This window comes from Luteimonas sp. AC640a (genome assembly GCF_979256585.1).
Window position 1 is genome coordinate 545,308 of the sequence record NZ_CEEDOV010000010.1, and the last position, 21,541, is coordinate 566,848.

At 68.8% G+C, this 21,541-nt stretch carries 20 protein-coding genes; 7 read left to right on the plus strand and 13 right to left on the minus strand.

From position 1 onward, the window contains the following. Positions 1–47: 47 nt before the first annotated feature. Both ACZ9YD_RS11500 and ACZ9YD_RS11505 read right to left on the minus strand, forming a co-directional pair. Positions 48–1,769 (minus strand): GAF domain-containing protein, encoded by a 1,722-nt coding sequence (locus ACZ9YD_RS11500; RefSeq protein WP_465075346.1) that lies wholly within the window; start codon positions 1,767–1,769, stop codon positions 48–50. Further along, complete coding sequence (locus ACZ9YD_RS11505; protein WP_465075347.1) at positions 1,766–2,353, minus strand: biliverdin-producing heme oxygenase; 588 nt, start codon at positions 2,351–2,353, stop codon at positions 1,766–1,768. The genes ACZ9YD_RS11500 and ACZ9YD_RS11505 overlap by 4 nt, the downstream gene beginning before the upstream one ends. A gap of 125 nt (positions 2,354–2,478) precedes the next feature. On the opposite strand from ACZ9YD_RS11505, the gene ACZ9YD_RS11510 reads away from it, so the two are divergent. Then, positions 2,479–3,420, plus strand: coding sequence for an alpha/beta fold hydrolase (locus tag ACZ9YD_RS11510; RefSeq protein WP_465075348.1), 942 nt, complete (start codon positions 2,479–2,481; stop codon positions 3,418–3,420). A 105-nt stretch (positions 3,421–3,525) separates the two neighbouring features. Here the strand turns inward: ACZ9YD_RS11510 and ACZ9YD_RS11515 are convergent, their stop codons facing one another. Together ACZ9YD_RS11515 and ACZ9YD_RS11520 are read right to left on the minus strand one after the other, a co-directional pair. Continuing rightward, positions 3,526–3,966, minus strand: coding sequence for a YkgJ family cysteine cluster protein (locus tag ACZ9YD_RS11515; RefSeq protein ID WP_465075349.1), 441 nt, complete (start codon positions 3,964–3,966; stop codon positions 3,526–3,528). 136 nt (positions 3,967–4,102) lie between these two features. Next, entirely contained in the window at positions 4,103–4,573 is a 471-nt protein-coding gene (locus ACZ9YD_RS11520; RefSeq protein ID WP_465075350.1) for a YiiD C-terminal domain-containing protein, read from the minus strand. Between the two features lie 67 nt (positions 4,574–4,640). On the opposite strand from ACZ9YD_RS11520, the gene ACZ9YD_RS11525 reads away from it, so the two are divergent. Both ACZ9YD_RS11525 and ACZ9YD_RS11530 read left to right on the plus strand, forming a co-directional pair. Further along, complete coding sequence (locus ACZ9YD_RS11525; protein WP_465075351.1) at positions 4,641–5,417, plus strand: uroporphyrinogen-III synthase; 777 nt, start codon at positions 4,641–4,643, stop codon at positions 5,415–5,417. A gap of 85 nt (positions 5,418–5,502) precedes the next feature. Beyond that, positions 5,503–6,786, plus strand: coding sequence for a heme biosynthesis HemY N-terminal domain-containing protein (locus ACZ9YD_RS11530; RefSeq protein WP_465075352.1), 1,284 nt, complete (start codon positions 5,503–5,505; stop codon positions 6,784–6,786). Between the two features lie 231 nt (positions 6,787–7,017). Here ACZ9YD_RS11530 and ACZ9YD_RS11535 read toward each other — a convergent pair whose 3' ends face one another. Next, on the minus strand, positions 7,018–7,593 hold the full coding sequence (locus ACZ9YD_RS11535) for a hypothetical protein (RefSeq protein WP_465075353.1): 576 nt from the start codon (positions 7,591–7,593) through the stop codon (positions 7,018–7,020). Positions 7,594–7,610: 17 nt separating this feature from the next. Continuing rightward, positions 7,611–8,888, minus strand: a complete 1,278-nt coding sequence (locus ACZ9YD_RS11540; RefSeq protein ID WP_465075354.1) for an acetyl-CoA C-acetyltransferase — start codon at positions 8,886–8,888, stop codon at positions 7,611–7,613. Between the two features lie 92 nt (positions 8,889–8,980). Here ACZ9YD_RS11540 and ACZ9YD_RS11545 point away from each other — a divergent pair, with 92 nt between their 5' ends. Next, positions 8,981–9,880 carry a hypothetical protein gene (locus ACZ9YD_RS11545; protein ID WP_465075355.1) on the plus strand — a complete coding sequence of 300 codons (900 nt, stop codon included), beginning with the start codon at positions 8,981–8,983 and terminating at the stop codon, positions 9,878–9,880. A 226-nt stretch (positions 9,881–10,106) separates the two neighbouring features. Here ACZ9YD_RS11545 and ACZ9YD_RS11550 read toward each other — a convergent pair whose 3' ends face one another. The 5 genes from ACZ9YD_RS11550 to ACZ9YD_RS11570 form a co-directional block, all read right to left on the minus strand. Next, entirely contained in the window at positions 10,107–10,736 is a 630-nt protein-coding gene (locus ACZ9YD_RS11550; RefSeq protein ID WP_465075356.1) for a superoxide dismutase family protein, read from the minus strand. Positions 10,737–10,839: 103 nt separating this feature from the next. Continuing rightward, on the minus strand, positions 10,840–11,391 hold the full coding sequence (locus ACZ9YD_RS11555) for a superoxide dismutase family protein (RefSeq protein ID WP_465075357.1): 552 nt from the start codon (positions 11,389–11,391) through the stop codon (positions 10,840–10,842). Positions 11,392–11,436: 45 nt separating this feature from the next. Beyond that, a complete protein-coding gene (gene ntrC, locus ACZ9YD_RS11560; RefSeq protein ID WP_465075358.1) occupies positions 11,437–12,858 on the minus strand; it encodes a nitrogen regulation protein NR(I) in 1,422 nt (473 codons plus the stop codon). After that, on the minus strand, positions 12,855–13,937 hold the full coding sequence (locus tag ACZ9YD_RS11565) for a two-component system sensor histidine kinase NtrB (protein ID WP_465075538.1): 1,083 nt from the start codon (positions 13,935–13,937) through the stop codon (positions 12,855–12,857). Before ACZ9YD_RS11565 ends, ntrC begins: the two co-directional genes overlap by 4 nt. 299 nt (positions 13,938–14,236) lie before the next feature. Beyond that, positions 14,237–15,043, minus strand: coding sequence for a rhomboid family intramembrane serine protease (locus tag ACZ9YD_RS11570; RefSeq protein WP_465075359.1), 807 nt, complete (start codon positions 15,041–15,043; stop codon positions 14,237–14,239). Positions 15,044–15,177: 134 nt separating this feature from the next. Here ACZ9YD_RS11570 and ACZ9YD_RS11575 point away from each other — a divergent pair, with 134 nt between their 5' ends. Continuing rightward, on the plus strand, positions 15,178–16,374 hold the full coding sequence (locus ACZ9YD_RS11575; protein WP_465075360.1) for a GGDEF domain-containing protein: 1,197 nt from the start codon (positions 15,178–15,180) through the stop codon (positions 16,372–16,374). Positions 16,375–16,386: 12 nt separating this feature from the next. Here the strand turns inward: ACZ9YD_RS11575 and ACZ9YD_RS11580 are convergent, their stop codons facing one another. Further along, a complete protein-coding gene (locus tag ACZ9YD_RS11580; RefSeq protein WP_465075361.1) occupies positions 16,387–17,346 on the minus strand; it encodes a TerC family protein in 960 nt (319 codons plus the stop codon). 245 nt (positions 17,347–17,591) lie between these two features. On the opposite strand from ACZ9YD_RS11580, the gene ACZ9YD_RS11585 reads away from it, so the two are divergent. Both ACZ9YD_RS11585 and ACZ9YD_RS11590 read left to right on the plus strand, forming a co-directional pair. Then, a complete protein-coding gene (locus ACZ9YD_RS11585; protein ID WP_465075362.1) occupies positions 17,592–18,761 on the plus strand; it encodes a class I SAM-dependent rRNA methyltransferase in 1,170 nt (389 codons plus the stop codon). 9 nt (positions 18,762–18,770) lie between these two features. Then, complete coding sequence (locus tag ACZ9YD_RS11590) at positions 18,771–20,876, plus strand: gluconolaconase (RefSeq protein WP_465075363.1); 2,106 nt, start codon at positions 18,771–18,773, stop codon at positions 20,874–20,876. Between the two features lie 7 nt (positions 20,877–20,883). Here the strand turns inward: ACZ9YD_RS11590 and ACZ9YD_RS11595 are convergent, their stop codons facing one another. Next, on the minus strand, positions 20,884–21,375 hold the full coding sequence (locus ACZ9YD_RS11595; RefSeq protein WP_465075364.1) for an Lrp/AsnC family transcriptional regulator: 492 nt from the start codon (positions 21,373–21,375) through the stop codon (positions 20,884–20,886). Between the last annotated feature and the right edge of the window lie 166 nt (positions 21,376–21,541).

A 21,541-nucleotide genomic window follows, 5' to 3' on the forward strand; every position in this document is an offset into this window, starting at 1 on the left:
GCGCCCGGAGGCGCTTTTTTCGTATCCGGAGAGCGGGGCAGCAGCAACTAGTCGGCGTTCGCCACGTGCACAGTGCCGATCATCGACTGCAGGTCGCTCTCGAGCCTGTTGATGCGTTCCGACAGCTGCGAGGCCTCCTGCGGGCTGACGTGCACCAGACCTTCAAGCAGTTCCGAGAGCTGCAGCAAACGCGTCCGCTGTTCGCGCACGTCCAGACGCACACGGTGGCCGCGCAGATCGCCGATCTCGGTATGCAGTCCGCTGCGGCGGTAGCGTTCACGCAGCATCATGTGCAGGCGGCCGACGATGCGGCGATCGGCATCACTCCAGAGCGCGCTGCTGCCGCGCACGGTCTCATGCCACGCGGCGAAGCTTGCGCGCGGGCCGATCTTGCTGCCGTCGTGGTCGACCAGAAACGGCTCGTCCGGGCGACCGGCCCAGCGCACTTCCTCGACCTGCTCGCAACGGAAGAAGAACAGCCACTCGTCCCGCGACAGATCCAGCGGCAACGCCAGCACGCCGGCAATGCCGTCGGCCTGTTCCGGACTGCCGTTCCAGTCGGCGGCACGCTCGGTGCTGATCGCACCGGAGCCGGTATGCGACCGGCGCAGCCAGTCGAGCAGAGCGGGGAGACGCGACACGTCCGGTGCACGGCCGGCGCTGTACCAGTGGCCAGCCTGCACGAGCGCGACACCATCACTGTTGATCGCGCGGTTGAGCAGATCCAGTTCACCCTGCAGTGCGAGGCGTGGATCGGCGGCGTTGTCGAGACGCAGGGCCAGCGAGTCGCGCACGCTGCGCGCGCCGTCTTCCAGAGCCACCGCGTCCTGCTGCTCGCGCGAGGCCACGCGCATGGACACGAACAGGCCGAACAGATCGGCCGCTGCACGCACGCCCGGCGGCACGCGGCGCGGCGAGCGGTGATGACAGGCGATCAGGCCCCACAGGCGACCACCCGACACGATCGAGATCGACATCGACGCGACCACGCCCATATTCGCGAGGTATTCCAGATGCACCGGCGACACGCTGCGCAGCGCCATCTGGGCGAGATCGAGCGCGCCGCCACGGCTGTCGCGATCCGGCAGGATCGGCACCGGCACATAGGTCGCGTCGGGGATCACGCGGATGCGGTTGCGCAGATACAGCATGCGCGCCTGCACCGGAATATCGGACTGCGGATAGCGCAGACCCAGATACGCGGACAGCGCGGAATCACGCGACTCGGCGATCACCTCGCCCGCGTCGTCGTGGCGGAAGCGATAGACCATGACGCGGTCGTAGCCGGTCAGCAGGCGCACCTGCTCGGCGACGCGCTGGTTGAAATCGTCGATGTCGTCGCTGCCGGCGACGCGCGCGATCATCGTCTGCGCGACCACGGTCGGCGAACGCTCGGCGGTGCTGCGTGGCTGCGGCTCGACTTCGATATGCACCAGACCATCGGCCACGTGCACGCTGATATCGCACAGGTTCGCGAGCGGACCGATGTTGCCGACCGCCGCGCGTTGCGGCGGCGAACCCGGCTCACCGAAACCGATCGTCTCGGCGATCGCCTGGATCAGGTCGTCGGTCAGAAACTCGCGCAGCGAATGCCGCAGCATGTCCTCGGGCGTCGCACCGGTCAGCGCCTCGACGTTGGCCGAGACGTGACGAATCGTCCAGTCGGGCAGCTGGCAGCTGATGAGATAGCCGTGCGGCTGGATCGCGCCCGACAGATGGATCGGTTCGTTGGCGCATTCCTGAAGTGCACGTTCGAGTGCTGGATTCATGCAACAGGCTCCTCGTGGGGGGCGGGCATTACGTCAAAGCTGCGCTGGAAACACCATTGGACCAGCTGGAAGGCATCGCGCGCGCCCTGCAGCAAATGTGTGGTCGGCAGGTCGACGAGTGTCGAGCGCGCGCTCAGGCGCTCGAGCACATTGCGCCAGCTGTCGCCGGCGGCATGCCGCGCCAGAAACCGGGCACCGGCGCCTTCGCTGTGACCGAGCGCCTGCGCGCCGCGCAACAGATATCGCGCGCCCACGCTGCTGCCAGCCATGACGTATTCCCAGCCCAGGCGCTCGTCCGCCTCACTGGCCACGCCGCGCACGCCGAACGGCGGCAGCGGGGCCAGCGAGAGATCACGCAGATCGCCCGCCAGCCAATAGGAGGCCCGCGGCAACGCATCGATCACGATCTCGAAGTCGGATGCGAACCGGTGCATGCCCACCAGATAGCGCGCGTAGGCGAGCGGCGTATCGAGGCCGTCGGCGAAGCACGCATCGACACGCGCATGCAGATCCGACGTGCCGGCACGGAGGAACTGGCGCAGATCTTCGGGTCCTGCACCCACTTTGCGTAGTGGCGTATTCATCTTTCGAGCATACGCCGCCGAGACCGCGGTGACCGTCTCCTAACGCACACAGACCCGCGCATCTTCAGCGGTGTGAAGAAGGCGTCTCTGGGCGTTTCCGGGCCCAACCGCATCCGACCCTTACAATGCGACGTATTCATCGCAACCAACGGTCCGTGCAGCCCGTGCAGCTTCCCGATTATCCATTCAGCGGCCACCGTTTCGAAGCGCGCCCCGGCGTGCAGATGCATTATCTCGACGAGGGCCCGCGCGACGGCGAGATCGTGCTGATGCTGCACGGCAATCCGTCGTGGAGTTACTACTGGCGCCACCTCGTGCTCGGCCTGCGCGACCGGTACCGCTGCATCGTGCCGGACCATATCGGCATGGGCTGGTCGGACAAGCCCGACGATGCGCCGAATGCGATGCCGCGCTACGACTACACGCTGGCCTCGCGTGTCGAGGATATCGGCGCGCTGCTCGCGCATCTCGGCATCGACGGTCCGGTGACGCTGGCGGTGCACGACTGGGGCGGCATGATCGGCTTCGGCTGGGCGCTCGAGCACATGCCGCAGGTCAAGCGTCTGGTGATCACCAATACCGCCGCGTTTCCGCTGCCGTCCGACAAGCCGATGCCGTGGCAGATCGCGCTCGGCCGCGACTACACCGTGGGCGAGTGGATCATCCGCGGCTTCAATGCGTTCTCCGCCGGCGCATCGTGGCAGGGCGTCGAGACGCGCATGCCGGCCGACGTGCGCCGCGCGTATGTCGCGCCCTATGACAGCTGGGCGAACCGCATCAGCACCGTGCGCTTCATGCAGGACATCCCGCTCGGTCCAAAGGACCGCGCGTGGCCGCTGCTCGAAGCGGCCGGCAAGCGTCTGCCCGCATATGCCGACCGCCCCGCCTTCATCGGCTGGGGTCTGAAGGACTTCGTGTTCGACCACCACTTCCTCGCCGGCTTCCGCGCGGCGTTGCCGCAGGCCGAAGTCATGGCGTTCGAGGACGCCGGGCATTACGTGCTGGAAGACAGGCACGCGATGCTGGTGCCGGCGATCCGCAACTTCTTGGACGCGAATCCACTCTGAGCGTTCGTCACTCGCGGCGCATGCACCTGCACGCGATGCCAGGTGTCGCATGCGCTGCAGGGATGGGGCGTCCACACACCGGGACCTGCATCGCCGATGCGGCAATCAGATCACGGGCGCGGCGCCCACCTGCACCATCGCCGCGGCGCCGAACGATGACGGCGCTGGCGGCGCGATCGCGTCGACCAGCACGACCTCGAGCATCGGCATCCAGTCCGACGCGCTGAGCGCCGGCAAGCCATGCGCGACGCGCGCGCGATCGCACTGCGGACTCGCATCACCGGATTCCCATGACGCCTGCACATCGCGGCAGGCTTGCGGCCGGACCGCATGGATCGAGCAGCGCGAAGACAGGCCGATCTCGGCGTCGAGCGCGATGCAGCGCGGCTGCGCTTGCCAGGTGCCACGCATCGCGACCTGGTGCAGGTCGAACGTCTCGGTCAGCGCATGTGGCACGACGCCGCCGGACGCATCCGTCTCCATCCAGTGCATGGACACCCGGTACTGGCTGCAGCAGGCCCCACAGGTCATACACGGATGGCGCATGGGACGACCCCGGGGATCGCGGACACGGACAAGGAGCGCGGAGTCTTGGCGCCAGCCGTGCCGCGCGCAAGTGCCACGGCGCGGCCCGTCAGGATTCCGTTTGCGGCCGACACGCGTGTCGCGACGGACGCCCGCTTCAGGCGTTCGCAGTCGGCCGCCGGATTGCCACGTAGCGCGCCTGCATTTCCGTCGCGGTGCTGCCGTCGGGCAGCGCGATGCGCGCGGTGAGCGCGACGCGTGCACGTCCACGCTCGCGCAAGGTGCGCGCGAAGGTCGACCAGTCACCGGCCTTGTCGAGCGTGGCTTCGGCTTCGAGATCGCCCAGCAACGGTGCCCGATAGCGGACCGTCGAATCGGCCACATAGACCTCGGCATCGAGGCCGGCCTGCTCCACGCGCAACGTCACCAGCCCCCACGCCGCGAGCGTCATCACCGACACCAGACTGCCGCCGAAGGCCGAGCCCTTGTCGTTGACGTGCGAGGACAGCGGCGCATGCAGGCGCAGGGAATCACCGTCGTAACCGGCAACGGAGACGTCCATCGCGGCGACAGGCGGCATCGAACCGTAGTAAGCCTCGAGGGCGCGGAGCGAATCATCGAGCGTCATGCGGAATCCTGTGGAGGGTGCGGTCGTCCGGCTTGCGCCGCACCACCGCAGCCACCAAGCTTGGCGCATGCATGCCGAGCCGGCCTTTCCGCATCTGGCGGAATACTACGTGATCTCGTTACGACCGGCCGGTGCACATTCAGGCCTGCGCCGCGAAGCCACGCGTCTCGGCGCGCGCACATTCGCACTGTCGCCGTGGCGCATCGCGCATTGCGACGACGCCGACACCCGCGCCGCCTTGCGACATGCGCTCGCCGCCGATGTCGTGATCTTCACCAGCCCGCCTGCAGTCGCGGCCGCGTCGGCGCTGCAAGCATTGGTTTCGGGTGTCGCGCAGTCATGGCTCGCCGTCGGCGCCGGTACCGCAACCGCACTCGAACATGCCGGCATCGTCGGCGTTCGTGCGCCGGCACGCATGGACAGCGAGGGATTGCTGGCACTGCCCGAGATGTCGACGATGCAAGGTCGCAGCGTCGGGTTGGTCACCGCACCCGGCGGGCGGGGCGTGATCGCGCAGACCCTGGGCGACGCCGGCGTGGATCTGCGACGCGCGGATGTCTATACACGTCGACCGACGCCGCCATCGACACGACGCATCGCCCGCTTGATGGCGCTGCCGGCCCCCTGGTTACTGCCCCTCAGCAGCGGAGAGGCACTGCTACGCACCTTGGCATCGCTGCCACCGGTGGCGGCCGCGCGGCTGCGCGAGGCGCGCGTGCTGGCCGCCAGCGCGCGGCTTGCCGAGCTGGCGCGGGAGGCAGGATTCGCAGATATCCACCAGGCCACGGATGCGCGCCCCGCATCGTTGCTGGCGGCTGCCGCGACGGCGCGCACGACAAACTGAATGGACGGAGGCGCCCGCGACGGACCCGTCACGGCGGCCTCTGGCACGGTAGCGGTCTATCTCCCGCGTCATCCGGAATTCCGCCATGTCCCTGCTCCGTGCCCTGCTGGTCTGGACCGTCATCGCCCTTCTCGGCGCCCTGGCCGCGCAACTGTTGATGGCCGGTGATCCCGGCTACGTGCTGGTCCGTCGGGGCGGTGTCGATTACACGACCACCGTCATCAATGCGATCGCGATGCTGCTCGGCGCGATGGTCGTGGTCTGGCTGGTCGTCACGCTGATCCTGCTGCCGTTCCGCAGCTGGGGACGCTACCGCGAAACCAAGGCGCAGAGCCGAGTCGGCGAAGGCCTGGACGCCCTGCACCAGGGCCACTACGCACGTGCCGAAAAGCTGTTGGCGCAGTCCGCCGACGAAAACCCGCATTACGAACCGGCCGCGCGTATCGCGGCGACCCAGGCCGCAATCGGACGCGGCGACGACGCAGGCGCGCGCGCCCATCTCGACAAGTTTGGCGATCGCCATCCGGCGACGCGCGCGATCGCACTCGCCGAGCTCGCGCTGCTCGACGAACGTCCGATCGATGCACTCACCGCGCTCGATGCGCCGGCCGCGCAGCCGTTGCCGCCGCGCGGTCTCGCGTTGCGCGCCGACGCCTGGGCGATGACCGGTCACGCCGCCGAAGCCTATGGCCTGCTCGGTGCGCTGCGGCGCCAGAACGCGCTGCCCGATGCGCAACTCGAGATCCGTGAGATCCGCTGGGCTGCGGCCTCGCTGCACGAGGCGGCCGATGCCAATGTGCTCGCCGAGCGCTGGGAAGCGCTGCCCAAGCAGATCCGCACTGAAACGCCGGTGGTGCTGGCGTATGCCGACCGCGCGGTCGCGCTGGGCTGGCACGACGCCGCACTCAAAAGCCTGGAAACCTCGCTCGATGCACGCTGGGATGAGCGCGTGGCTGCGCGCTATGCATCACTGGAAGTCGGTGACCCGGCGCACCGCCAGTCACGCATGGAGCGCTGGCTCAATGCGCATCCGTCCAGCCCGGGCGTGATGCTCGGCCTTGCGCGCCTGCATCACATGCAGCGCGACTGGCCGAATTCGCGCGACTACCTGCAGCGCGCGATCGACCAAGGCGCCGGCAGCGAGGCCTGGGTGCAGATGGGCGACGCTTACGCAGCCGAGGGCGACGATCGCAACGCACGCCTGTGCTACGCAAATGCCCTGCGCGCCGCACGCAACGAACCGGTGCTCGCACTCGCACCGCCGCCGCTCGCACCGCGCGACGATCTGATCGAACCCGAAACCCGTGATGCGCATGGCCTGCCCTACGTGCACGGGGACGCGCCGCCGCATTCGACGGATCGGTTCTGACGGCGAGCGAGATTCGGTCCCTCCCCTGCTTGCGGGGAGGGCTGGGCGGGGCATTCCGTCCGATCGGACGCAACGGGTGATACGGTCGCGGCCTGAGTGGCGTCCGGATGCCTCGCTCCCATCCCAAGGCGCCATCCATCACGCGCGCGATGGCTCGCATGCGGGTGATGGGAACTCGTTTAGTGCTGTCGAGCAGTCGCGACTAGGGCGATGTCGGATAGCAAGCGCTGATCAACGCATCGACCGGTGCACCGCCACCGCGCCGTCGACCGCCTGATCCAGCGTGATCTCCGCCGCGCGTCCACGTCCGTTGCTCGCCAGCGTGACCGTGACCGGCCCGACGATCACCTGCGGTCCTACCGGACCGAGCGGCGCATTGCCGTCGAGCAGCGCATCGGGAATCGCGACGAACCCACCCAGCGCCGCCACGCGCGGATCCTCGACATACATGCCGGCGCGCTGCATGTCGTGTGCGGTCAGCGGCTCGTTGTCGACGATGACGATCGCGCCGATCGCCGCGCCGTCGTCGGGCGCACGCCAGGCACAGCTGATGCCATAGCTCTCAGGGCTGTCCTGGCGGGTGCCGGCGTCGTCGACGGCATCGAGACCGGCGACCATGCCGCCAAGTGCCGACGCCAAGCGCGGGCAATCGGGCAGCGCATCGCGCGGCGGCGGTGCCGAGACCAGCTGGGGGCCGGACGCGGTCGGCGGCTGCGGTGCGTCTGTTTCGTTCTTGTCGCACGCAGCGAACGCGCACACGGCGGCGGCGAGCAGGCCGAAACGACCCGAAGTACGTAACACGGACATGACGACGCTCCCAGCGATCAGCGTTCGAGGATCGCGACGACACCCATGCCACCCGCGGTGCAGATCGAGATCAACGCCCGGCCACCGCCGCGTTCCTTGAGCTGCTTGGCGGCGGTGGCGACGATGCGCGCACCGGTCGCCGCAAACGGATGACCCGCTGCCAGCGACGAGCCGACCGGATTGATCTTCGTCGGATCGATGCGACCCAGCGGCGCGTCGAGACCGAGCCGCGTGCGGCAGTAGTCCTCGCTCTCCCAGGCGCGCAGCGTGCACAGCACCTGCGCAGCAAAGGCTTCGTGGATTTCGTAGATGTCGAAATCCTGCAGCGTCAGATTGTTGCGCGCGAGCATCTCCGACACCGCGATCGTCGGCGCCATCAGCAGGCCTTCGCCGTGCACGAAATCGACCGCGGACACATGGGCGTCGCGGATATGGCACAGCACTTCATGCCCGTGCGTCGCCGCCCACTCGTCGCTGGCCAGCAGACACGCGGAGGCGCCATCGGTCAGCGGCGTGGAATTCGCGGCGGTCAGCGTGCCGCGGCCGGAGACCTTGTCGAACGCCGGCTTCAGCGTTGCCAGTTTCGCCAGCGACGTGTCGGGGCGCAGGATGTTATCGCGCGAGACGCCGCGGAAACTCACCACCAGATCGTCGAAGAAGCCGCGCTCGTAGGCGGCGGCCAGCTTGTGGTGCGAGGCGACCGCAAGTTCGTCCTGCGAATCGCGGGCGATGTTCCACTCTTTCGCCATGTCCTCGCAGTGCTCGCCCATCGACTTGCCGGTGCGCGGCTCGGCGACGCCCGGGAAATCGGGCTTGAGCTCGCGCAGGCGGAAGCCCTTGAACGCGGCCAGCTTGTCCTTCGGCGTCTTCGCCGCATTCGCAGCGAGTAGACGGCGGCGCAGCGCGCGGCCGTAGACGATCGGCACGTCGGACGTGGTGTCCGAACCGCCGCCGATGCCCGACTCGATCTGGCCGGCGGCGATCTTGTTGCCGATCGTGATGATCGAATCCAGCGACGTGCCGCAGGCACGCTGCAGGGTGATGCCAGGCGTCAGCGGCGACAGGCCCGACGACAGCGCCGCCTCGCGGCCGAGATTCCAGTCACTGGAATGCTTGATGACCGCGCCCATCGCCACCTCGCCGAGCTGCTGGCCGTGCAGGCCGAACTTCTCGACCAGGGCCCCCAGCGTGCGCACCGACATGCCGAGATTTCCGACGTCCGCGTAAGCGGTGTTCTGGCGGCAGAACGGAATACGCACACCACCGAGCACGGCGACGGGACGACCTAGCAGCATCGGAATGACCTCGGGATGAGTGGCTTGGACATGTCCCGGACCCGGGACGGGCATAATGTGAATGAGTCTATCGCTGACGATGTGCACGGCCAATGACCGCAGTTCCCGACATTTCCCGACAAATTCCAGCCCCTCAAGTGCTTGGCGTGCTCGCCCTCGAACTGAGTGACGATTCCACGCCCGCCCGCGGTGCGCTGGGCCAGGAGGCCGCGGGCGAACTCGCCAGGCTGCTCGGCCGCGACCTGGGCGCGCTGGTCCCGGGCGTGCGCGATCTCGATCTGTCGTTCGCCGCTGCCCATTTCGACCCCGCCGAGCTGCTGCGCCCTGGCTGGCCGGTGCACCGCCGCCTCGATGAGCTGCGCGTGCGCGCGCCGCAGTCCGGACAGGGCCCGCGCATCATCGCGTTCGGCGCCGATGCCGGCGGCGCGGTGCCGTTGCCGTTCCAGTCCGACCCGCAGCTCGCAGGCGGACGCCTGCGCGTGCTGCCGTACCTGTTCGTCGGCGAGCCGGCGGCGACCGAAGCCGTTGCGGCGCACATGGAGTCGATGCTGATCGACCTCGGCATGGTCCAGGCCGACACGGCGTTGTGCGCGCAGGAAGCGTTCGGCGCACGTATCGAACACGCCCGGTACCTGACCCTGCACGACCTGCTGGCGATGACGGCGTTGCAATACAACAATCAGGGCCTCGAACCGTTGTGGGACGTGCTGGAAACCGCGCTGCTCGCGCCGGAGTCCGAGGCGTGGCTCGACGCGCCGCCGGAACCGCTGTTGCGGCATGTCGATGGCGAAGTGCGGGTCGCGGTACTCGCGGCCGAAGACTGGCGTCGTCGGTGCGCAGCGGGCGAGTCGGACGACGACCGTCTCGCGAAGGGCTTCGCGATGTACGTGGCCCGCCAGCGGCAGCTGTCCGCGGTGCTGCAGGCGCATGGCGTGCCGGTGGTGTTCGTGCAGGTCGAATCCGGACAGGACCCGGTCGCGGCGCTGCGCTGAGTCTCCAGTCGCCTCGGCCGCATTTTCGCGCCGAGGCCGACGCGAAAAACACGCTCTCCCGACACGCGTTTCGCGCCGCCCTCTGCCGGAGGGAGGCACGGCATCGCGCAAGATGGGCATGACGCTCCGGCGTTCCACGGCCCATCACCTCGTACATGAAAACGCCCGCCTCCTGCATCAGGAGACGGGCGTCAGCACGTTGCTTGCGACGCGATAGAGCGATCGCTCAACCCGCCTGGATCACACCACACGCTAGACGATCACCGGCATTGCCGGTCGGCTGCGTCGCGTAGTCATCGGCGTCCTTGTGGACGATCACGCCCTTGCCGACGATGTCGTCTGCGCCACCACCGCCGATGGTCGCGCCTTCGAGCCAGCCGCTAACCTGCGCGGTGCCGTCAGCGCCCGCCATGATGTTGTCGCTGTCGCCCGCATGATGCGCACCCTGGCCCACGCGACCATGATCGGTGCTGCCGGGGTTGAAGTGGCCACCGGCGCTGGTGCCGTCCGGCGCGCTGCAATCGCCGGTTTCGTGCACGTGGAAGCCATGGCTGCTGCCTGCGGTCAACCCGGTCACGGTGCCGGTGACTTCGATCCGGCCATTGACCACCGCGAAGCGCAGGTCGCCCGCCGTCTGGTTGCCGGCGGTCGGCTGCAGTGCGGCGGTCGCGGTCGCAGCGGTCATCGCGTCCGTGCCCGCTGCACCCGCTGCCGGCATGGCCGGTGCGGACTCGGCGGCGCGGTCGGCTTCGGCTGCCGCGTTGTCGCCGTTGGGCGTCTCGGCACCGCCACCGCAGGCAGCCAGCGCGAGGGCCAGCGCGGCGGGGATCGGCATCAGGAATCGGTAATTGCGCATGGAGCTCTCCTCAGAATCGTGTGGGACGCGTCGAACACGCGATGTAACGCAGCGACCAGCATCCCGGTCCACGGGTCTGGACCGCGTGAGTGAGCGGTGGCGGCTACTGGATCTGGACGGTGCCGCAGGCCACACGGGCGCTGATCGCACCGGGCGTCGCGCCGAGGATCAACAGCGCGCGGCCGACGATGTCGTTCGCCGCGCCGCCGCCGAGCACGGCACCGGGCAGCAGCAGATCGAGTGTGGCCACACCGCTGCCATCGGCGACGATGCGGCCGCGCTCACCGGAATCCGGCTGCCGTGACGGCACGCCCTGCTGCGCGTCGAACTCGGGGCCGGCACTGATCGCATCGACCGCGCTGCAGTCGCCGCGTGTGTGCAGGCGCAGGTTGTGGGTGCCGTTGCGGACCAGACCGCCGACCTCCCCGCGCACGCGCACGCCGCCGACATCGGGCGACAGCGCGAGGCGGCCGCTGACCAGCGAACCGGACGCGGAGGCCAGATTGGCGATCGCGCCTTGCGCGGTGCCGGTGCTGGCGATCGCGGTGACGGCGGGCGGCGCGGTCTGCGCGGCAGGACGGGGCGCGCTGGCGCAGCCGGCGAGCAGGGTCGCGACGGCGGCCGCGAGAATGGGAAGTCGGGTCGTGCTGTTCATGGCGGCCACCTTAGCCGGCGCGCGCGGCTCGTCGATGAAGGGCATTCAACTGCGACGCCGGCGCGCGCCGAGTTTGCGGGTCAGCGTGTTGCGGCCGACGCCGAGCCGGGTGGCGGCCTCGGCGCGGCGCCCGCCGGTGTGCACCAACGCGGTTTCCAGCAACGCGCGGTCCAGGCGTTCGCGCGCCTGCGCATGGATGTCGTCGTCGCCGGCGCGCAGCCGCATATCGGCCCAGGCACGCAGCGCGTCGTCCCAGTCGCCTGCCGCCACCGGTTCGGCTGTGTCCGGCACTGAGGCGCTCGCGGTCAGCAGGCCGTCGAGATCCAGCGGCGTCACCAGATCGGCCGGCGCGAGTGCGGCCAGACGCCAGCACAGGTTCTGCAGTTCGCGCACATTGCCCGGCCACGTGTGTTCGCGCAGGCGCTGCAACGCGGCGCGGCCAAGCCGCTTGGGCGGCGCGTCGAGTTTTTCGGCCGCAGCCTGCAGGAAACGTTCGGCGAGCTGGCCGACATCCTCGCGGCGATCGCGCAGCGGCGGCAGGCGCAGACGCACGACATCGAGGCGATGCAGCAGATCGGCACGGAAGCGGCCTTCGGCGACCAGACGCTCCAGATCCTGATGCGTCGCGGCGATCACGCGCACGTCGACACGGATCAGTTCGCGCCCGCCGACGCGGAAGAATTCGTCCTCGGCCAGCACGCGCAGCAGGCGTGTCTGCAGCGAGGCCGGCATGTCCCCGATCTCGTCGAGGAACAGCGTGCCGCCGTCGGCCTGTTCGAAGCGGCCGATGTAGCGCCGCGACGCGCCGGTGAACGCACCGGCCTCGTGGCCGAACAGTTCGCTCTCCAGCAGATCGGCCGGAATGGCCGCGGTATTGAGCGCGACGAAGGGCTTGCGTGCACGCGGCGATTCGCGATGCAGCGCGCGCGCGACGAGTTCCTTGCCGGTACCGGTTTCGCCGGTGACCAGCACCGACACTGGCGCCTGCGCGAGGCGGCCGATCGCCCGGAACAGCTGGCGCATTTCGGCGGTGTCGCCGACCAGCGCGTCGCTGTCGCCGGTCGGCAGCGGCGCATCGTCAGGCGCGGTGTCGTGGTCGCCGAGCACGCGCGCGGCCAGTGCGACGGCTTCGTCGAGATCGAAGGGCTTGGACAGGAATTCGTGCGCACCACCGCGGAACGCACCGGCCGTGCTGGCGACATCGGTGTAGGCCGACATCACCACGACCGGCAGCTGCGGATGTTTCTGCTTCAGGCCATCGAGCAGCTGCAGGCCCGAATCGCCCGGCATGCGCACGTCGGTGAACAGCATGTCCGGCGGCGGCCGCTGGGCCAGCGCATCGCGCACGGCCTGCGCGCTGTCGAAACCGGACACGTCGTAACCGGCTTCGCTGAGCGCGGTGGCCAGCACGAAACGGACGGAACGATCGTCATCGACGACCCAGATGCGCGGGGCGGGCGTACTCATGCGGCGGGCTCCGGCGCGGTAGTGGCGGCTGCGTCGGGCGCGTCGTCCTCGACAGGAAAGGGCAGTTGCAAGGTGAAGACGGTATGCCCGGTGCGCGAGCGGTAGACCAGCGCGCCACGGTGTTCGCGCGCGACCTGCTGCGCCATCGCCAGGCCCAGACCGCTGCCGTCGGGACGTCCGGACACCAGCGGCAGGAAGATCTGTTCGACCATGTCGTCCGGCACGCCGCGGCCGTCGTCGACGACCTCCAGCCGCAGCACCATCGCGTGCACTTCATCGCCGATGCGCACGCCGAGGGCGGCGCGGGTGCGCAGGGTGATGTTGGCGGCACCGGCCTGGATCGCGTTGCGCACGAGATTCCAGATCGCCTGGGTAAGCCGGTCGGGATCGCCGGAAAGTTCGGGCAGGCTCGGGTCGTAATCGCGCAGCATGCGCACCGCCCAGCCGGCGTCGGCTTCGGCGAGGCGCAGCACCTGTTCGAGCACGCCGTGGATGTTGAGCGCGCGGTGCGGGGTCGGCGAACGCGGCGACAGCAACTGGTCGACCAGCGTGCCGAGACGCGCGACTTCGGTGTCGACGAGAGCGACGAGCTCGCGTGATTCGCCATCGCTGACGCGCCGGGCCAGCAACTGCGCGGCGCCCTTGAGGCCGGCCAACGGATTGCGCAGTTCGTGGGCGAGACCGCGCAGCGCGGCCGACAGCGCAAGCGGCATCGCGAGCGTCGGATCGGCCCCGGGGAATTCATCGACCGGATGCGCTTCGAGCAGCAGCCCGCCATCGGCCTCGCGCGACAGCCAGGCATCGGCGAAGCGCGGCTCGCCGCCGAGGAAGGCCAGCACCAGCCGGCGCACGCGCATCGGGCCGTCAGCCGGATCGCTGGGCGTGCGCAGCGCCAGCCGCAGCACTTCGCCATCGACCTCCAGCGCTGCCAGCGGCTGGTCGATCAGGCGCTTGCGCCCGACCCCGAGCCAGCGTGCGAAAGCCACATTGCAGGTGCGGATGCGCCCGTCGGCGTCGGCCCAGACCAGCGGCGTGACCAGGGCGTCGAAAGGTTGCGGCGGTGGGGTTTCGTCGGCCATTGCACCAATGTAGTGCATTGAAAAGATTTCGACAGGCTTGCATGGCGCGTTCGACTGAGCCCTCCCTTGTGCACGGGGGAGGGTTGGGTGGGGGCGAAGTGTCCGGTGACGATATGACGCCCCAAGCGAAATGCTTTGCATTTGAAGCCCTCCGCTTTGGAGAACTTTTCCACCTCTGATCGTTCGCCCCCTCCCAACCCTCCACCAGTGAAGGGCGCAATGCCCCGCGCGCGGGGGAGGGCTCGAGCGGAAAGGTCGCGCCGCTGAAGAGTCGCGCTGCCGAAGATCTGCCGCGAAGCTCAACTCTCCTCGCTACGCCCGCCGCGCCGATCCGGAAACCGCAGCACCACTCCGCGCGGCTCCTCACTGGGCCGCTCCCACAGCACCGGCACGTCGTGCGGCGCGGGCGGTTCGAAGGTGTCGCGGCGTTCGAGTTCGGCGCGCGCGGCTTCTTCCTCTTCGATCTCCCAGCTGTAGCGCCGGCGCGGCGGGATCGGATCGGCGTAGCGGAACCAGAACGCGGCCAGCACGCCGCCGATCGCGCCGCCCATGTGCGACTGCCAGGACACGCCGGGCTCCTGCGGCAGGATCGTCAGCAGCATGCCGCCGTAGAACAGGAAGGCGATCATGCCGGCGGCGATCGAGGGCCGGTCGCGGCGCAGCAGGCCCAGCACGAACACCAGGAACATCAGCCCATGGGTCACGCCGCTGGCACCGAGATGATGCGAGCCGGGATTGCCCATCAGCCACGCGCCCAGGCCCGAGCCCAGCCACATCAGCGGCAGGCCGCGTAGCGTGGCGCGCGGGTAGACCACGAGTGCCAGCGAGCCGAGCAGCAGCAGCGCGCTGGCGTTGGCGATCAGGTGTTCGGGCGAACCGTGCAGCAGCGGTGCGGTCAGCAGGCCGAGCAGGCCGCTCCAATCGCCGGGTTGCACCGCGAGGAAGCGCCAGTCGATCGCCGCCTGCACGCCGAACACGATGCACAGCAGCAGCACGAACAGCACGCTGGTCTTCAGCGCGTTCGACAGGCGGCGCTTGTCGCGTGCGCGTTGAAGGTCGGAATCGGGGGTGTCGTCGGGACTGTCGAGATGCATGCGTCCCAGCATGGCGACGGATCGCGCGGTTGCAAGCCGGCGTGACGCGCGTCGCCGTTCACGTCGCGCACAACACGCATGCCGTCGCCACACGCTACCGTATCGCCCGGCCCCGCCCCGGGGTGGCTGATGGAGCCTGTGTCGACGTGGATGCCTGGCACGTCACATTGCTGTCGATGTTCGTGCTGCTGGCGGTCTCGCTGGCGGCGATGACGTGGCTGGTGCTGCGCGAGCAGCGCATCCGCGAACGGGCGGGTCTGCGCGAATGGACCGTCGGACTCGCGCTGCAGACGCTGGCCTGGCCGTTGTTCGCGGTGCCCACGTCGGTCCTCGGCGGAACCGTACAAGCCATCGCCTGCGCGCTGCTGGTGGCCGGTTACGCGGCGATGCTGCGCGCCCTGCTGCGCAGCCTGCCGTCGACACCCGCGCGCACGTCGTGGTCGTGGGCGGTGGTCTATTTGCCGTCGCTGATGTTGCTGCTCGCGCTGCTGATGCCCGGGCAGGGCCCGGAGCAGCGCATCGCGATGTTCTGGATCGCCGCGTTGCTGACGGTGCTGCTGGCGATACGTGCGCCATTGCGACGCGGCGGGCGACGACCGTGGCCGGAGCGCGCGCTGGTGGTGCTGTTCGTCGGCGCGGCGCTGGTGTGCGTCTATCGCCTCGCCGAGCAGGGCTGGAATCCGCAGTCCGGCCCGACCTTCGATGCCAGCATCACGCCGGGCCAGCAGGTTGCGCTCGGGTACTTCCTGGTGGCGCCGGTGTTCGCGACGTTCGCGTTCCTGCTGCTGCAGCTCGAACGCCAGCAGCGCTGGCTCGAAGGACTGGCAGCCGAAGACGCGCTGACCGGCATCCACAACCGGCGTGCGTTCTTCGAACTCGCGCAGCGGCGACTCGCGCGTGCGCACGACACCGGTTTGGCGGCGTTGCTGATGATCGATGTCGACGGCTTCAAGGCGGTCAACGACGCACATGGCCACGCGGCCGGCGACGGCGTGCTGGCGAGCGTCGCCGCGCGCCTGCGCGCCGCGATGCGCGATGGCGAAGTCGTCGGCCGCTTCGGCGGCGACGAGTTCTGCATGCTGCTGACCGGTGGCGGCATCGGCGATGCGGCCGAGCGCGCAGAACGTCTGCGCGCGCAGGTCGCCGCATATCCGCCGGTGGTCGACGGCGTGGCCACAGCCGTGACGCTGTCGATCGGCATCGCCCATGTGCGCGAGGGCCGTGAGCCGGACCTCGACGCACTGCTGGCGATGGCCGATCGCCGGCTCTATCTGGCCAAGCGCGCGGGCCGCAACCGGGTCATCGATCGCGATGTCGAAGTCGCGCTGCCCGCGCCGGCCTGACGCACACGCCGCTCAGGCGTCAGACACCGACTTCGGCGGCCGCGCCAGACTCAGTGCCACCGTCACCGCCAGGATCACCGCCACGACGCCGAGCGACCACAGCACCGGAATCTTGTAGACGTCGATCAGCAGCATCTTGGCGCCGATGAAGACCAGCACCACGGCCAGACCATAGGGCAGCAGATGGAAGCGGTCGGCCATACCGGCGAGCATGAAGAACATCGCGCGCAGGCCCAGCACCGCAAACACGTTGGACGTCAGCACGATGAAGGGATCGGTGGTGATCGCGAAGATCGCCGGGATGCTGTCGACCGCGAAGATCACATCGATCACGCCGATCAGCACCAGCACCACGAACAGTGGCGTGTAGGCCCAGGCACCGCCTTCGCGCACGCGCAGCGCATCGCCGCGGTAGCCGTCGGTGAGCCGCAGATGCCCGCGCATCCAGCGCAGCACCACGTTGTTCTCCAGATCCGGTTCCTTGCCGGCGGCGAACCACATCTTGAAGCCGGTCAGCAGCAGGAACGCGCCGAACACGTACAGCAGCCAGTGGAACTGGGCCAGCAGCGCGGCACCGACGAAGATCAGGACCGCGCGCAGCACCAGCGCCAGCAGGATGCCGATGATCAGCACGCGCTGGCGCTGTTCCTCGGGCACGCCGAAGAAGGTGAAGAGCAGCAGGAAGACGAAGATGTTGTCGACCGCGAGCGACTTCTCGACCAGATAGCCGGTCAGGAATTCCAGGCCCACACGGTTGGCGATCGCAGCGCCCGCGGTCTCGTGCAGGTACCACCACAGGCCCGCGTTGAAGAGCAGCGCCAGCGCCACCCAGCCCAGGCTCCACCACAAGGCCTCCTTGAACGTCACCTTGTGCGCGCCGCCATGGCGCATCAGCACCAGATCGACCAGCAGCGCGACCACGACCAGACCGCCGAAGCCAGCCCATAACCAGAGATTGCCAATCGTTTCCATCGAGATTCCCGAGCATGTGGAGGAGGTCCGCAGGGCGCGGACATCGTCGGGAACCGGGAACCGGAATCCGGGGACATGCCTTCGCCATGCGGCGAAGGTCTTGCTCACAGCCCGGTTGGGCTGCCGTGGGACCGGAGCATCGCTGCTCGAAATGACGGCCTGCACGCTGGGAGCTACTCCCCTTCGGGTACGGATTCTGCGGATACAGCGCGTGATGGGCAAGTGCACGCGGTAAAATCGCAAGGATGAACGCACCCTACCCGACCGTACACCTGAAGAACGCCTGGCGTTCCAGCCATCCGTGGATCTTCCAGCGCCTCGTCGAAAAGCCGGCGCAGCGCCCCAAGCCGGGCAGCATCGTCGATGTCATCGGCGTCGAAGGCGAGTGGATCGGCCGTGGTTTCTACAACGGCCATTCGCGCATCGCCGTGCGCATCCTCGAAACGCATCCGGATGTGCCGGTGGATGCCGGCTGGTTCTCGCGCAAGATCGCCGAGGCCGTGTCGCTGCGCCGCGAGGTGCTGAAGCTCGACGAAGTCTCCAATGCCTGGCGCGTCGTGCACAGCGAGGGCGATGGTCTGTCGGGCCTGGTGGTCGATCGCTACGACGATCTGCTGGTCGTCGAATTCTTCAGCGCCGGCATGTTCCGCCACCGCGAGTGGATTTACGAAGCGCTGACCGAACAGTTCCCCGGCTGCCGCTTCCACAGCTTCGCCGACGAACACGTGCAGAAGCAGGAAAGCTTCGACTACCGCGGCAGCGTGCCGGCCGATCCGGCGGTCATCACCGAGTACGGCGTGCGCTTCCGCGCCGATCCGGCCGGCGCGCACAAGACCGGCTTCTTCGCTGACCAGCGCGAGAACCGCGAATGGCTGAGTCGCCAGGTGACCGGCAAGCGCGTGCTCGACCTGTGTTGCAACACCGGTGGTTTCGGCGTGTACGCGGCGGTCCGTGGCGCCAGCGAAGTCGTCGGCATCGACATCGACGAAGACGTGATCGAGATCGCCAAGGGCAACGCCAGGCTCAACGACGCGCGCATCAAGTTCGTACAGGCCGATATCTTCCCGTGGCTGCGCGATGCATCGAACGCGGGCGATGCCTACGACGTCGTCGTGCTCGACCCGGCCAAGATGACCCGCGACCGCGAGCAGGTGATTCCGGCGCTGAAGAAGTACCTCGACATGAACAAGCTCGCGCTCGGCGTGGTCAAGCCGGGCGGCCTGCTGGCGACGTTCTCGTGCACGGGCCTGGTCAGCGAAGAACAGTTCCTCGACATGCTGCGGCGCGCGGCGTTCTACGCCAACCGCACGATCCAGATCCTCAAGGTGTCGGGCGCGGGCGCGGATCATCCGTTCATGGCGCACGTGCAGGAATCGCGTTATCTCAAGGCGGTGTTCTGCCGCGTCGTGGACTGATCCCGCTGCATGGCGCGGAGGCTGCGGCCCGGCTTGCGTGGCGCGATCTGGGGCGTCGCCGCGCTGACGGCGGTCGTGCTCGCGGCGAGCTTCGTCTGGGACTGGCGCACGCTCGAGCGGCCTGATCCCGGTCCGCCGCCTGCGGGCCTGCCGGCGCGGATCGAATCCGTGGCTGGTAACGGACATCGAGGCGTGCGCGATGGCGCGCGATCCGAGGCCCGGTTCGACGATCCCTTCGGCATCGTCATCGCAGCGGACGGCACCGCGTTCGTCGCCGATGGCGGCGCGTCGAACCGTATCCGCCGCGTGCAGCCCGACGGCCGCGTCGAAACCTTCGCCGGCAGTCTCGAAGGGCTCAAGGATGGCCGCGGCGCCGATGCGCGTTTCCACACGCCATCCGGTCTCGCGCTCGATGCGGGCGGTGTGCTGTATGTCGCCGATACCGGCAACCACGCGATCCGTCGCATCGCGCCCGACGGGACGGTGACAACGCTCGCCGGCACCGGTGAGGCAGGTTTCCTCGACGGCCCGGCTGCGCAAGCACGTTTCCATGCGCCGACCGGCGTGGCCGTCGATGCAGCGGGGCGCGTGTTCGTCGCCGATGGCTTCAACGACCGCATCCGCGTGATCGAAGCCGGCGCCGTGCGCACGCTCGCCGGCGACGGACGCCCGGGATTCGTTGACGGCATCGGCGCACAGGCGCGCTTCGATACGCCCAGCGGACTCGCACTCGATGCGACCGGCGCGCTGTGGATCGCCGACACCGGCAACCACGCGCTGCGTCGCGTCGCGCCCGACGGCACCACGACGACGCTGGAACTGCACGGTGACGAACCCGACGCGGCACCCGCGTCGCCAGTGTCCATCGCCATCGATGCGCAGCAGCGCCTCTACGTCGGCGAACTCGCGCAGGGCCGCGTGCTGCAGATCGAAGCCGACGGTCGCGCGCGCGTACTGACCGGTCGCGACATGGCGCAGCGTCTCGCGCGTCCGGCCGGTCTCGCGTTCGATCGCTTCGGCCGGTTGTGGGTCGCCGATGCCGCGGCGTATCGCGTGCATCGCATCACCCAGGTACGCCGCGCCGGTGCGAAGCAGAATCTCGCCAACGTCGCAGTCGGTCCCGCCACGGATGCCGCGTTGCCCGACACACGTGGCCGCTGGCCACTCGCGCCGCAGGACGGCTGGCACGAAGTGGTCGGCACGCTCGGGGAAGTGCGCGGCAATTTCCGTGGTGAATCGCGCAGCCATCTGCATGCCGGCTTCGATGTGCGCGGCGATGTCGGCACGCCGGTGCTGGCGATCGCGGATGCCAAGGTCGCGAGTCCCTATGCCGCGTCCGGGTTCGGCGACCAGGCCGAGCGCCTGGCGATCGACGACCTGACCTACATCCACATGCGCGTCGGCCGCACACCGCGCGGGGACGTGCTCGATCCGCGTTTCCAGCTGATCGCAGGCGACGACGGCCGCCCGATGCGCGTGCGCATTCCGCGTGGCACGCATGTGCGGGCGGGGGAGGCGATCGGCACGATCAACGCGCAGGCGCACGTGCATCTGGTGGTCGGCCCGTCGGGCTACCAGCGCAACGCGGTGGTGTTGGGCTTCCGCAATTTCGTCGACACCGTCGTGCCCCGCATCGACGATCTCGCGCTGCTCGACGCCCTCGATGCGCCGATGACGTCTCTCGAAGGCGGCCGCGTGATCCTGCCGCGCGATGGCGGCGGCCTGCAGATCATCGTCGAGGCCTGGGACCAGGTGGACGGCAACCAGGCGCGCCGGCGCCTCGGCCTGCATACGCTCGGCTGGCAGCTGCTCGCCGCGGACGGCAGGCCGATGCCCGGCTTCGAGGTGCCGCGCTTCACGATCGATTTCGACCGCATGCCGCCGCATCGCGACGCGGTGCGCGTTGCCTATTCCGCCGACAGCGGCATCACCGTGCACGGCGCCTCGCGCACGCGCTTCCGCTACGCGGTCAACAACATCGTCCGCGACGGTCGCCTCGAGCCGATGCTGTGGGATCCGGCGGACCTGCCGATGGGCGATTACGCACTGCGCGCCACCGTGCGCGATGCCAGCGGCAATACCGCGACGCGCGACCTGCCGATCCGGCTGTACTGACTCGCGCTCAACCGCGCGCCGGCTCGTCGTCGGTCAGTGGATAGCCGGCGAAGGATTTGACCTCGTCCATCAGGAAGTGGGAGACGATCTTCTCCACGCCGTAGTCGCCGCTGAGCAGCGAACGGGCGATGTCCTTCCAGTGGTGCACGTCGCGCACGATGACCCGCAGCATGTAGTCATAGGCGCCGGACACGCGGCTGGCTTCGACGATCTCGGGCATCGCCAGGATGCAGTGGTCGAAGGCGCTGAATTCCTCCAGCGCGTGCTTCTGGAAACTGATCTGGGCCATGACGATCGTCGCCGAGCGGATGCGGTCGACGGCGACGTGCGCGCGATAGCTGCGGATCAGGCCGCGCTGCTCCAGCGCGCGCACCCGGGACAGGCAGGCGCTGGGCGACAGCGCGACGCGCTCGGCAAGGGCGTGATTGGTGATCCGTGCATCCTGCTGCAGCACGTCGAGGATCTTCAGGTCGGTGCGGTCGGGCGAACGGGCGGACATGCGGCGCTCCTGGGCGGTTCCGGCGGCCGCGACGGGCTGCGGCAGCGCTACAACGTATCGAATTCCGGGATCGCAGGCGCAGATCCTGCGTAATTCGTGTCTGCATTCCGTGATTTATTCGGTGCATGTCACTGCAAAACTTTTTTGAATCAATCTCTTGCACGAT

Bases quoted from the DNA above. Each gene is read 5' to 3' on its own strand.
- ACZ9YD_RS11500 (WP_465075346.1), bottom strand. From the start codon at position 1,769: ATGAATCCAGCACTCGAACGTGCACTTCAGGAATGCGCCAACGAACCG.
- ACZ9YD_RS11505 (WP_465075347.1), bottom strand. From the start codon at position 2,353: ATGAATACGCCACTACGCAAAGTGGGTGCAGGACCCGAAGATCTGCGC.
- ACZ9YD_RS11510 (WP_465075348.1), top strand. From the start codon at position 2,479: ATGCGACGTATTCATCGCAACCAACGGTCCGTGCAGCCCGTGCAGCTT.
- ACZ9YD_RS11515 (WP_465075349.1), bottom strand. From the start codon at position 3,966: ATGCGCCATCCGTGTATGACCTGTGGGGCCTGCTGCAGCCAGTACCGG.
- ACZ9YD_RS11520 (WP_465075350.1), bottom strand. From the start codon at position 4,573: ATGACGCTCGATGATTCGCTCCGCGCCCTCGAGGCTTACTACGGTTCG.
- ACZ9YD_RS11525 (WP_465075351.1), top strand. From the start codon at position 4,641: ATGCATGCCGAGCCGGCCTTTCCGCATCTGGCGGAATACTACGTGATC.
- ACZ9YD_RS11530 (WP_465075352.1), top strand. From the start codon at position 5,503: ATGTCCCTGCTCCGTGCCCTGCTGGTCTGGACCGTCATCGCCCTTCTC.
- ACZ9YD_RS11535 (WP_465075353.1), bottom strand. From the start codon at position 7,593: ATGTCCGTGTTACGTACTTCGGGTCGTTTCGGCCTGCTCGCCGCCGCC.
- ACZ9YD_RS11540 (WP_465075354.1), bottom strand. From the start codon at position 8,888: ATGCTGCTAGGTCGTCCCGTCGCCGTGCTCGGTGGTGTGCGTATTCCG.
- ACZ9YD_RS11545 (WP_465075355.1), top strand. From the start codon at position 8,981: ATGACCGCAGTTCCCGACATTTCCCGACAAATTCCAGCCCCTCAAGTG.
- ACZ9YD_RS11550 (WP_465075356.1), bottom strand. From the start codon at position 10,736: ATGCGCAATTACCGATTCCTGATGCCGATCCCCGCCGCGCTGGCCCTC.
- ACZ9YD_RS11555 (WP_465075357.1), bottom strand. From the start codon at position 11,391: ATGAACAGCACGACCCGACTTCCCATTCTCGCGGCCGCCGTCGCGACC.
- ntrC (WP_465075358.1), bottom strand. From the start codon at position 12,858: ATGAGTACGCCCGCCCCGCGCATCTGGGTCGTCGATGACGATCGTTCC.
- ACZ9YD_RS11565 (WP_465075538.1), bottom strand. From the start codon at position 13,937: ATGGCCGACGAAACCCCACCGCCGCAACCTTTCGACGCCCTGGTCACG.
- ACZ9YD_RS11570 (WP_465075359.1), bottom strand. From the start codon at position 15,043: ATGCTGGGACGCATGCATCTCGACAGTCCCGACGACACCCCCGATTCC.
- ACZ9YD_RS11580 (WP_465075361.1), bottom strand. From the start codon at position 17,346: ATGGAAACGATTGGCAATCTCTGGTTATGGGCTGGCTTCGGCGGTCTG.
- ACZ9YD_RS11585 (WP_465075362.1), top strand. From the start codon at position 17,592: ATGAACGCACCCTACCCGACCGTACACCTGAAGAACGCCTGGCGTTCC.
- ACZ9YD_RS11590 (WP_465075363.1), top strand. From the start codon at position 18,771: ATGGCGCGGAGGCTGCGGCCCGGCTTGCGTGGCGCGATCTGGGGCGTC.
- ACZ9YD_RS11595 (WP_465075364.1), bottom strand. From the start codon at position 21,375: ATGTCCGCCCGTTCGCCCGACCGCACCGACCTGAAGATCCTCGACGTG.